Here is a 10,409-nt window from a genome sequence, read left to right as displayed (position 1 = left end):
CAGCACGTCCCCGGTGTAGTTCTTGACGACGAACAGCACGCCCTGCCCGGAGTCCACCGCCTTCGCCGCCCGCACCACCTGATCGGGTACCGGCGAGGTGAACACCTCCCCGGGGCACGCCGCCGACAGCATCCCGTGCCCCACGAACCCGCCGTGCAGCGGTTCGTGTCCGGACCCGCCCCCGGACACCAGCCCGACCCGGCCCCCGAGCCGCGCGTCGCGCCGTACGACGACCCGCCGCTCGACGTCGACGTCCAGCTCGGGATGCGCGGCCGCCATCCCGCGCAGCGCATCGGCGACGACGGTCTCCGGACTGTTGATCAGCATCCGCATGGGGTCTCTCCTGGTCGGGCCGACGGGTGGCGGGCGGGCAGCGCCCGCGGTCCCCCTACCCCGCCGGACGGCGCGCTCATGCCGACCGCCGGTCCAGTTCCTCGTCGAGCGCCAGTGCGGCGTCGATGAGCGCCAAGTGCGTGAACGCCTGCGGGAAGTTGCCCAGCTGCTCGCCGGACGCCCCGATCTCCTCGGCGAACAGGCCGACGTGGTTGGCGTACGTCAGCATCTTGTCGAACGCATAGCGTGCCTGGACGGTCCGGCCGGCCCGGGCGAGCGCCTCGACGTACAGGAAGCTGCACAGGTTGAACGTTCCCTCGGAACCGCGCAGCCCGTCCGGCGAGGCCGCGGGGTCGTAGCGGTAGACGAGGCTGTCACTGACGAGTTCCCGGTCCATCGCGTCGAGCGTGGACAGCCAGGCGGGATCGGTGGGCGAGACGAAACCCACCTTGGGCATGAGCAGCAGCGACGCGTCGAGGACGTCCGACGCGTAGTTCTGTACGAAGGCCTGCCGCTCGGTGCTCCAGCCCCGCTCCACGATCTGCAGGAAGACCGCGTCGCGCGCCGCCGTCCACCGGCCGGTGTCCGCGGGCCGGGAGTGGTCCTGGGCGAGGCGGATGGCCCGGTCGAACGCCACCCACGACATCAGGCGGCTGTAGGTGAACTCCTGCTGCCCGCCCCGCGTCTCCCAGATCCCCTCGTCGGGCGCGTCCCAGTGGTCGCAGAACCAGTCGATGAGGCCGGTGAACGCCGTCCAGCCGCGCAGCGCCCCCATCTCCCGGCCCTCACCGAACGCGTAGGCGGCCTCTCCGTAGATGTCGAGCTGCACCTGGCCGGCGGCCGCGTTCCCGGCCCGGACGGGGGCGGACCCCCGGTAGCCCTCCCAGTGGCCGAGGACCTCCTCCGGGAGGTGGGGGTCGCCGTCGACGCGGTACATGATCTGCAGCGGGTGGCCGGAGGCGGTGCTGCCGGCTTCGAAGCGGTCGCGGACCCACAGGCGGAAGGCGTTGGCCTCCTCGGTGAAGCCGAGTTTGACCAGGGCGCGCATCGACAGGGACGCGTCGCGGATCCACGTGTAGCGGTAGTCCCAGTTGCGTTCCCCGCCGATCTGCTCGGGCAGTCCCATGGTCGCCGCGGCGATCGGCGCGCCGGTCGGTGCGTAGGTGAGCAGCTTCAGGGTGATGGCGGACCGGTGGACCATCTGCTGCCAGCGGCCCCGGTAGGTGGAGGTGCGCAGCCAGTCGTGCCAGTAGGCGCGGCACCGGTCGAATTCCGCGAGGGCCCGCTCGCGGCTGAGGGGATCGGGGCGCGGGCTGCCGGTGGCGTCGGCGGTCAGGACGACGGCGGCGGCCTCTCCCGCCGTCAGGGTGAACCGCGCGACGGTGTCCTGCCCTTCGGCGACGAGGGTGATCGGCGCGCTCGTCTGGACGAACAGGTCGGTTCCCGGGCCCTGCATCAGCGCCGACCGGTCGTCGAGGAGCTTCAGCGTGTGCGGGGCCCGGCCGTAGTCGAACCGGGGCCGGACCTCCAGGACGAACGGGAGGCTGCCGCGCACCACCCGGACCGTCCGGTGCAGCCGGTGCCGGTCGGTGGGCTCGCGGGAGTCGTCGGGGATCATGTAGTCCCCGACTTCGCCCACGCCGTCCGGGGCCATGAACCGGGTCACCAGCGTGGCCGTGTCGGCCAGGTAGAGCTGCTTGACGGTGACGTCGCGGATCCGGTCGGGGTCGACCGCCAGGTGGCAGTGGCCCCCGCCCGCCCGGTCCAGCAGGGCGCCGAAGACGCTGGGTGAGTCGAACCGCGGCGTGCACCACCAGTCGACGGTTCCGGCACTGGAGACCAGCGCGGCCGTCTGGAGGTCGCCGATCAGCCCGTGCTCCGCGATCGGGGGATAGACGTCCATGGCGGCTCCCGGGGCGAGTGACTGCCCTCCCACGGTACGTACGGAGCCGGATCCGCGCCCGGTGTCAGCCGGCGTGGACGTGGGGGCGGCGGTTGCGGTCGGGTTCGGCCTCGCGGATGACCTCGCGGGTGACGGGGGCGACCTCGCCCTGTCCGAAGAGGAAGAAGCGCAGGAAGTTGGCCATCGGGTTGCCCTCGGTCCACTCGAAGTAGATGTGGGGACGCTGGCCGGTCTCGTCGCGGATGTGGAGGAGGAGCGCGGCGAGGGCGTTGGGGATGCTGGAGCTCTCCAGGCTCAGGACGCGGTAGCGGCCGTGCAGGACCTCGCCGCGTACGCGCATGCCGGATTCGAACTCGGATGCGTCCAGGACGGTGACCTCGACGAACATGACGTCGTCCTCGGAGGGGATGTCGTTGTCCGCGCGGATCTGCTGCTTCTTGAGCCGGTATTCGTCGGCGTCGCGGTTGTCGGGTTCGTTGGCGATGAACCGGATGGTGCGGTTGGCGGTGTCGCGGATGAACCGCTGGGCCATGTCGTCGAATTCGATGTGGGTGACGCGCAGCTCGAAGACGCGGGCGAGGCGGGAGAGGAGGGACAGCGCCATGATGCCGGCGATGAAGCAGGCGCCGATCTTCACGCCGTCGGGGCGTTCGGCGACGTTGACGGCGGTGGTGTAGACGAAGACGGCGGAGATGATGCCGAAGCCGATGGTCCATCCGCGTTCGTGCGCGCGGCGGGCGGCGATGGTCACGGCGACGGCCGCCGAGGTGATCAGGACCAGGACACCGGTGGCGTAGGCGCCGCCCTGGGCGTCGACGTCGGCGTCGAAGAGCCAGGTGACCAGGAACGCGATCAGGGTGAAGACGATGACCATGGGGCGCAGGGCGCGCGCCCAGTGCGGGGCCATGCCGTAGCGGGGCAGGTAGCGCGGCATCAGGTTCAGCAGGCCGGCCATCGCAGAGGCGCCCGCGAACCACAGGATCAGGATCGTGGAGACGTCGTAGACCGTGCCGAAGGCGGAACCCAGGTATTCGTGGGCCAGGTAGGCGAGGGCGCGGCCGTTGGCCTCGCCGCCCGGCTGGAAGGCTTCGGCGGGGATGAGGAGGGTGGTGACGAAGCTGCTGGTGATCAGGAAGACGCTCATGATCACGGCGGCGGTGGTCAGCAGCTTCTTCGTGCCCCGGATCCGGCCCGCGGGCTTCTCCTCGGTGTCGTCGGGGGAGCCCTGGACGTGCGGCATGACCGCGACGCCGGTCTCGAAGCCGGACAGGCCCAGTGCCAGCTTGGGGAAGACGACGAGGGCGATGGCGATCATCATGAACACGTTGCCGTGTTCGGTGATCAGCGCCTGCTTCCAGTCGGTGATGACGTGCGGCTCGCTGATGACCTGCACCAGGCCGACCGAGATGACGACGACGTTCAGCGCGAGGTAGGAGAAGACCAGGACCACGGCCACGCCGATGGCCTCGCTGAACCCCTTGAGGAACACGCCGCCGAGCAGGGCGATCAGGATCAGGGTGATCAGCACCTGGTGCCCGTTGAGGGTGCTGGTCAGGTGCGGGTTCTCCACCATGTGCGCGGTCGCGTCGGCCGCCGACAGGGTGATCGTGATCAGGAAGTCGGTGGCCGCGAAGCCCAGCAGGGTCAGGACGAACAGCTTGCCCTTCCAGAACGACAGCAGCCGCTCCAGCATCGCGATCGACCCCTCGCCGTGCGGGCTCTCCTCCGCCACCCGCCGGTAGACCGGCAGCGCCCCGAAGAGGGTGAGGATCACCAGCACGATGGTGGCCAGCGGCGACAGCAGCCCGGCCGCGAGCGCCGCGATGCCCGGCTGGTAGCCGAGGGTGGAGAAGTAGTCGAGACCGGTCAGGCACATCACCCGCCACCACGGCCGGCCGTGGTCGGCGGCTTCGGGAGCCCCGTCCGCGTCCGGACCTTCCGGCCGATGTCCCGACCGGTGTTTCGTCTGGTCGGTCAGGCCTTCCAGGAGCCATGCCCTCAGGCGGCTCGGCTGGGCGGGGGTGGCCATCGGGGGTGCTCCTTCGTACGGCTTGGATCCGGCCATCGGTGCGACGGCTGGGCAAGCGTACGGAACTCGATCATTCGTGCACGCGCGCGATCTCATCCTGACGGGCCCCGTACGGCTGCGCACGGGCGGTTGCTCCGGTTGGCCGGAGGCGTGCGCTCCGCCTTGAACCCGCCTCCCACCTGCGCAGACGCGCCGATGCGGGGCCAACGGTCCGGCGCGCGGCAGGCCGGTGGCCGCGGCCGCTCTTGACGGCTCCTTAACGCCTCCCTAGCGATACCTTGACGGCCCGCCCGGCGGGAGAAACCCCAGGACAGCCCTCAAATCGATCGAATGTTCGAGTGGCGCGTTATGATGGGTGGGTGCGTACGATCTCCGGCCTCCAGGGCTCCCTCTTCGACCAGGGCGACGAGATCCGCCTCGGCCCGCTCTCGGGCCTGCGCCGCACCCGGCTCGGCTCCGGCGCCTGGGTCGACCACCTGCCCGGCTGGCTGGCCGGCGCCGACACGCTGTTCGAACGGCTGGCCGAGGACGTGCCGTGGCGGGCCGAGCGCCGCCAGATGTACGAGCGGGAGGTGGACGTGCCCCGCCTGCTCGCCTTCTACGACGAGGACGAGCCCCTGCCGCACCCGGTGCTCGCCGAGGCCCGCTCCACCCTGACCGGGCACTACGCCGCCGAGCTGGGGGAGCCCTTCACCACCGCGGGGCTCTGCCTGTACCGCGACGGCCGCGACAGCGTCGCCTGGCACGGCGACCGCATCGGCCGGTCCGCCACCGAGGACACCATGGTCGCGATCCTCTCGGTCGGCGACCCGCGCGATCTCGTGCTGCGCCCCCGCGACGGCGGCCCCACCCTGCTGCGCCTGCCGCTGGGGCACGGCGACCTCGTCGTGATGGGCGGCTCCTGCCAGCGGACCATGGAGCACGCCGTCCCCAAGTCCGCCCGCGCCGTCGGCCCGCGCATCAGCATCCAGTACCGCCCCCGCGGAGTCCGCTGACACCGGGCCGGGGCCCGCCCTGCGTCAGTAGCCGTAGACGCTCAGCTCGGTGATGGACGCGAAGACGTGCTCCCAGACTGCGGCGCCCGGCTCCTCCGGGTCGTCGGACTCCAGGACGCCCGGCTCCAGCTCCGCCACCTCGCAGCGGAACTCGCCGTGGCCGTCCTCCGCCGGGTACGGGTCCCAGCACGCCCCCATGAACCGCCGCACGGCCTCCAGGAGCCGTACGAACGTCTCGGTGTCCCGGGCGAGGGGGAACGGCCCCTCCCCCTCGCGGACCATCGACACCGCGCCCGTCCTGGGGTGGACGAACACCTCGCCCTCGTCGGCGTGGCCCATCTCGAACGTCCCCAGGTGCAGCAGGCCGCCGACTCCGGGCTCCGTCTCCCCGCACTCCGGTGCCCGCGGCGGCCCCTGCTCGGTCCAGGCGAGCCGGAAGGAGGTCACGCCCGCCGCCCAGTGGCGCGGCAGGCCCACCGCACCGATCAGCTCCCGGGTCGGGCCGTGGGTGAGCTCCGCGGGCAGCAGCGCCGGCGGTACCCGCACCGTCCAGTCCGCGCCGAACACCGCCTCCAGGCGGGCCGCGTCCAGCGGCGCCCCGCCGGGCGCCGGGCCCGCGAACCAGGGCTCGCCCGCACCCTCCTCCCACGCGGCGGAGTCGGCGCCCCCGGTGGGCCAGCCGGACGCGTCCACGGCCGCGTTGCGCTCCACCACCACGACCCCGCGCGCCTCGGTGAGCAGGAAGCGGCCCGCCCCGAGCGGCACGGGGTCCTCCCAGGTGCCGGGGCAGTGCAGGGCCCAGGCGTCCTCGTCCGGGTCGAAGAGGACCGGCTCGCCCTCCCCGGGCTCCTGCGTGCGCTCGGTGAACTCCCCGGCCGCGGGGGCCGGGCACGGTTCGCCGGTGGCCAGGTCGAACCAGCGCTCCTCGGTCCACAGCGACCAGACCTTCAGCAGGCTCCGGCCCCCCGGCCCGCCCGGCCCGCCCGGCCGGTCGAACACCTCGGCGGAGGCGTCCCCGCTGAGGTTCGGCACCGCCCGGAACGCCCCGACCGGCCGCCACCACGCCCAGACGGTGCGCCACGGCATGCCGGGCTCGTCCGCGGCGACCTGCTCGGCGTACGCGTCGTGCCCCAGCACCTTCGCGGCGAAGTGCAGCCACGAGGCGTATTCCGCCCGCGACACGTCCGCATGGCCGAAGACGGCCTCGGCCTGCGTGAAGACCTCGCGGCCGGTCCCGCCGCCGGCCTGCGGGCCGTACCATTCCCGCACCCGGGCGGCTCCGGCCTCCAGCAGGGCGGCGGGGGAGGGGGACCAGGCGTCACGATCTTCGAAAGGCATGCAGGACATGGTGTCAGCAGCCACCGACAGTGCCCGGTCCAGGAGGCGTTGGGGCCGCCGGCGGCGGTGCGGGGCGCTTGCGCGGTGCCCGGCCGAGGCCGCTACGCCGTGCCCGCCTTCTTCGCCACGGCGGGCTCCGCGGCCACCGCGGCCGCGCCGGGCCGTACGGCGGAGGCCGCCGCGTGCAGGGAACGCAGCGCCAGCAGCAGCACGCCGATGTCGTCGAGGTACACCGGGTCCGGGATCAGGTCCACGGGCGAGACGGTGTAGATCACCGCGACCCAGAAGAGCGCCTTGTCCCGCAGCGGGATCCCCGCGTCGAGCAGCAGGCGCCGCGCCGCGAAGACCCGTACGAGCAGCACCCCGGCGGCGATCGCCAGCCCGAGGGCGACGACCGCGGCGATCGTCAGCCAGACCGTTGCGTCCATGCCACCCCTATACCCCGTTCGGCCCGGTCATCCGTCGTCCGCGGGCCGGTCTTCGCTATCCGCCCTGGCCGCCGCGTTCGCGCAGCCGGCGGCTGACCTCGCCCAGCCCTTCCGCCAGCGTGTCGAGCTGCTCGGGGGTCAGGACGTCGAGCAGGGCCTCCCGGACCGTCGCGACATGGCCGGGGGCGGCCTCCTCCAGGCGGGCGCGGCCGGCGTCCGTGAGGACCGCGAAGACCCCGCGCACGTCGGAGGGGCAGCTGCGGCGGCGGACCAGGCCGGCCTTCTCCAGCTGGGTCACCTGGTAGGTCAGCCCGCTCTTCGAATTGATCAGGCCATTGGCCAGTTCCGTCATCCGCAGCTCGCGGTCCGGAGCCGCGGCGAGCCGTACGAGGATCTCGTACTGCGGGTGCGAGAGGCCGGAGTCGTCCTTGAGCTGCTGGTCGAGGCGGCGGTTCACCAGGGCGGAGGCGGCCAGGAAGCCGCTCCAGGCGCGCATCTCGCGCTCGTCCAGCCATCTCGTTTCAGCCATGCCCCCAGTTTACACGGGTTGTTCCAATTTGAATCAATGGTTAAGGTCGGGGCTGGCGGTTCGAATTTGAACAACTTCTGTGCTCCGTCCCCACCCGGACCGCCCGACCGGAAGGAATCCCCCATGACCAGCCCCTCCGTCACCGCGACGAAGCCGCAGGCCGCCGCACCGGCCGTCCCGCCCGCCCTCTCCACCTCCGCACACGACGCCGGCCTGCTCCTGCTCCGCGTCGTCCTCGGCCTCACCATGGCCGGCCACGGCACCCAGAAGCTCTTCGGCTGGTTCGGCGGCGGCGGCATCAGCGGCACCGGGCAGTTCTTCACCGCCAGCGGCTACCCCGCGGGCGACGTCATGGCCGTCGTCGCCGGTCTGACCGAGACCCTGGGCGGACTCGGCCTCGCCCTCGGGCTGCTCACCCCGCTCGCCGGAGCCGCGGTCGTCGGCACCATGATCAACGCGATCGCCGTCCACGGGGCCGGGTCGTTCTTCGCCCCCAAGGGCATCGAGTACGAGCTGCTGCTGACCGTCGCCGCCGCCGCGGTGGCCCTCACCGGCCCCGGCCGGTACGCCGCCGACCGCTTCCTGCCCGTACTGCGCAGCCACCGCCTCGTCCACGGCGCCCTCGCCGTCGCCCTCGGCGTGGTCATCGCGAGCGCACTGCTCCTCGTGCGCAGCTGACCGGCGCCCGCGGGAAGAGTGCCCGGGACCTCCCCTGATTGGACCCGGGCATTCGGGGGAACAGCGCTCAAATGACACAACCCATCGAAGACTACGCACTCATCGGCGACCTCATGACCAGCGGGCTCGTCGGCCGCGACGGGTCCATCGACTGGCTGTGCCTGCCCCGCTTCGACTCGCCCGCCTGCTTCGCGGCGCTCCTCGGTGACGAGGAGAACGGCCACTGGAGCATCACCCCGGCCGGTGCCGCCCCCGGCGTCCGGTGCACCCGCCGCGCCTACATCGACGGCTCACTGGTCCTGGAGTCCTACTGGGACACCCCGGACGGCGCCTCGTTCAAGGTCATCGACTTCATGCCGCAGCGCGACGACGCCCCCGACGTCATGCGCATCGTCGAGGGACTGTCGGGCGAGTCCGTCGTGCGCAGCGTCCTGCGCCTGCGGTTCGACTACGGCCACGTCGTCCCCTGGGTCCGGCGCTCCGACGGCGAGCGCGTCGCCGTCGCCGGCCCCGACTCCGCCTGGCTGCGCAGCGAACCGGCCGTGCCCACATGGGGCGAGGCCAACAGCACCCGCTCCGAGTTCACCGTCGGCCCCGGCGAACGGGTCGCCTTCGTCCTCACCTGGCACCCCTCGCACGAGCCGCGCCCCGCGACCGTCGACCCGTACCGGGCGCTCGAACAGAACCTCGCGGACTGGCGGGACTGGACCGCCCAGTGCACCTACGACGGCCCGTACCGGGAGGCGGTCACCCGCTCCCTGATCACCCTCAAGGCCCTCACCTACGCGCCGACCGGCGGCATCGCCGCCGCCGCGACGACCTCCCTCCCCGAGGAACTCGGCGGCGTCCGCAACTGGGACTACCGCTACTGCTGGCTGCGCGACTCCACCCTGACCCTCGGCTCCCTCCTGGAGACCGGATTCCACGACGAGGCCCGCGCCTGGCGGGCCTGGCTGCTGCGCGCGGTGGCCGGCGACCCCGCCGACCTGCAGATCATGTACGGCATCGGCGGCGAGCGGCGGATCCCCGAAACCGACCTGCCGTGGCTGCGCGGCTACGCCGACTCCGCCCCGGTCCGCGTCGGCAACGCGGCCGTGGACCAGCTCCAGCTCGACGTGTACGGGGAGGTCATCGACTCCCTCCACCTGGCCCGGGCGAACGGGCTGCCCACGGAGCGGCACGCCTGGCGGATCCAGCTCGCGCTCCTCGACTTCCTGGAGCGCAACTGGCGCCGGCCGGACGAGGGCCTGTGGGAGGTGCGCGGGCCGCGCCGGCACTTCGTGCACTCCAAGGTGATGGCCTGGGTCGCAGCGGACCGGGCCGTGCGCACCATGGAGGGCGACAGCGCACTGCCCGGCGACGTGCGGCGGTGGCGGCAGATGCGGGACGAGGTGCACCGGGACGTGCTGGAGAACGGCTTCGACCCCGTGCGGGGCACCTTCACGCAGTACTACGGCTCCCGGGAGCTCGACGCGGCCACCCTGCTCATCCCCCGGGTCGGGTTCCTGCCGCCCGACGACCCGCGCGTGATCGGCACGGTCGACGCGGTCCGCGCGGAACTCGGCGGCAACGGCCTGGTCCGCCGCTACAGCACCGAGGGCCCGTCGGTCGACGGGCTGCCCGGCGACGAAGGGGCCTTCCTCGCCTGTTCGTTCTGGCTGGCCGACGCGCTGCACGTGACCGGGCGGGACAAGGAGGCGCGCGAACTGTTCGAGCGGCTATTGGAGGTGCGCAACGACGTGGGACTGCTCGCCGAGGAGTACGACCCGGTGGCGGACCGCCAACTCGGCAACTTCCCGCAGGCGTTCAGCCACGTCGGGCTGGTGAACACGGCCATCACCCTGGGCCGGACCGCCTCCCCGCCCACGGCCTGACGTCAGGCGGGGTGGGCGGCCGCACGCCGGTGCAGGAGGTCCGCGGTCGTGGCGTCGGCCGGGAGGAAGGCCTCCAGGTGCAGTTCGGCCAGCGTGACGTCCACGGCCGTGGCGAACGAGGTCAGCGTCGTCAGCAGCCGGAGCTCGCCCTCGGCGGTCCGCAGCCGCAGCGGCACCGCGAAGCCGAGGTGGTCCGGGCCCGGCGGCGCCGCCGGTGGCAGGTAGCCCGTCAACTCCTCGATGAGGGAGTCGAGTTCCGGATCGGGATGGGCGGTGGCCCGGGCCCGCAGGCTCTCCGTGAT

General features: G+C 72.6%; 9 protein-coding genes and 1 pseudogene. 3 read left to right on the top strand and 7 right to left on the bottom strand.

Annotated elements, in window-relative coordinates:
* From ACFXA3_RS22570 to ACFXA3_RS22560, 3 genes are all read right to left on the bottom strand, one after another.
* Positions 1 to 333 (bottom strand): dihydroxyacetone kinase subunit DhaK (locus tag ACFXA3_RS22570; protein WP_385189287.1); only part of this gene is annotated, 333 nt, incomplete at its 3' end.
* A gap of 76 nt (positions 334 to 409) precedes the next feature.
* The gene (locus ACFXA3_RS22565) at positions 410 to 2,236 is read right to left on the bottom strand and encodes a glycoside hydrolase family 15 protein (protein WP_385189285.1); all 1,827 of its coding nucleotides are present in this window, start codon (positions 2,234 to 2,236) and stop codon (positions 410 to 412) included.
* A gap of 64 nt (positions 2,237 to 2,300) precedes the next feature.
* Positions 2,301 to 4,265 carry an amino acid transporter gene (locus tag ACFXA3_RS22560; RefSeq protein ID WP_385189282.1) on the bottom strand — a complete coding sequence of 655 codons (1,965 nt, stop codon included), beginning with the start codon at positions 4,263 to 4,265 and terminating at the stop codon, positions 2,301 to 2,303.
* Between the two features lie 359 nt (positions 4,266 to 4,624).
* Here ACFXA3_RS22560 and ACFXA3_RS22555 point away from each other — a divergent pair, with 359 nt between their 5' ends.
* Positions 4,625 to 5,260, top strand: a complete 636-nt coding sequence (locus ACFXA3_RS22555) for an alpha-ketoglutarate-dependent dioxygenase AlkB (protein ID WP_385189279.1) — start codon at positions 4,625 to 4,627, stop codon at positions 5,258 to 5,260.
* 24 nt (positions 5,261 to 5,284) lie between these two features.
* On the opposite strand, the gene ACFXA3_RS22550 is transcribed toward ACFXA3_RS22555, so the two are convergent.
* From ACFXA3_RS22550 to ACFXA3_RS22540, 3 genes are all read right to left on the bottom strand, one after another.
* Positions 5,285 to 6,598 carry an SUKH-4 family immunity protein gene (locus ACFXA3_RS22550; RefSeq protein WP_385189277.1) on the bottom strand — a complete coding sequence of 438 codons (1,314 nt, stop codon included), beginning with the start codon at positions 6,596 to 6,598 and terminating at the stop codon, positions 5,285 to 5,287.
* Positions 6,599 to 6,699: 101 nt separating this feature from the next.
* Positions 6,700 to 7,026 carry a YkvA family protein gene (locus ACFXA3_RS22545; protein WP_385189276.1) on the bottom strand — a complete coding sequence of 109 codons (327 nt, stop codon included), beginning with the start codon at positions 7,024 to 7,026 and terminating at the stop codon, positions 6,700 to 6,702.
* 55 nt (positions 7,027 to 7,081) lie between these two features.
* Positions 7,082 to 7,555 carry a MarR family winged helix-turn-helix transcriptional regulator gene (locus ACFXA3_RS22540; protein ID WP_385189273.1) on the bottom strand — a complete coding sequence of 158 codons (474 nt, stop codon included), beginning with the start codon at positions 7,553 to 7,555 and terminating at the stop codon, positions 7,082 to 7,084.
* A gap of 123 nt (positions 7,556 to 7,678) precedes the next feature.
* Between ACFXA3_RS22540 and ACFXA3_RS22535 the strand changes: the two genes are divergently transcribed.
* Together ACFXA3_RS22535 and ACFXA3_RS22530 are read left to right on the top strand one after the other, a co-directional pair.
* A complete protein-coding gene (locus ACFXA3_RS22535) occupies positions 7,679 to 8,233 on the top strand; it encodes a DoxX family membrane protein (protein ID WP_385189271.1) in 555 nt (184 codons plus the stop codon).
* Positions 8,234 to 8,304: 71 nt separating this feature from the next.
* Entirely contained in the window at positions 8,305 to 10,107 is a 1,803-nt protein-coding gene (locus tag ACFXA3_RS22530) for a glycoside hydrolase family 15 protein (RefSeq protein WP_385189269.1), read from the top strand.
* A gap of 2 nt (positions 10,108 to 10,109) precedes the next feature.
* On the opposite strand, the pseudogene ACFXA3_RS22525 reads toward ACFXA3_RS22530, so the two are convergent.
* Positions 10,110 to 10,409: pseudogene (locus ACFXA3_RS22525) on the bottom strand (transcriptional regulator); the annotation flags it as partial.

Source organism: Streptomyces sp. NPDC059456 (genome assembly GCF_042750055.1).
Lineage (GTDB): Bacteria > Actinomycetota > Actinomycetes > Streptomycetales > Streptomycetaceae > Streptomyces.
The sequence above is the reverse complement of the archived record's forward strand: the minus strand, read 5'-3'. Positions and strand labels throughout refer to the sequence as shown.

Excerpts from the sequence above, each read along its gene's own strand:
- ACFXA3_RS22530 (WP_385189269.1), top strand. The coding sequence starts at position 8,305 with ATGACACAACCCATCGAAGACTACGCACTCATCGGCGACCTCATGACC.
- ACFXA3_RS22560 (WP_385189282.1), bottom strand. The coding sequence starts at position 4,265 with ATGGCCACCCCCGCCCAGCCGAGCCGCCTGAGGGCATGGCTCCTGGAA.
- ACFXA3_RS22545 (WP_385189276.1), bottom strand. The coding sequence starts at position 7,026 with ATGGACGCAACGGTCTGGCTGACGATCGCCGCGGTCGTCGCCCTCGGG.
- ACFXA3_RS22565 (WP_385189285.1), bottom strand. The coding sequence starts at position 2,236 with ATGGACGTCTATCCCCCGATCGCGGAGCACGGGCTGATCGGCGACCTC.
- ACFXA3_RS22540 (WP_385189273.1), bottom strand. The coding sequence starts at position 7,555 with ATGGCTGAAACGAGATGGCTGGACGAGCGCGAGATGCGCGCCTGGAGC.
- ACFXA3_RS22535 (WP_385189271.1), top strand. The coding sequence starts at position 7,679 with ATGACCAGCCCCTCCGTCACCGCGACGAAGCCGCAGGCCGCCGCACCG.
- ACFXA3_RS22550 (WP_385189277.1), bottom strand. The coding sequence starts at position 6,598 with ATGCCTTTCGAAGATCGTGACGCCTGGTCCCCCTCCCCCGCCGCCCTG.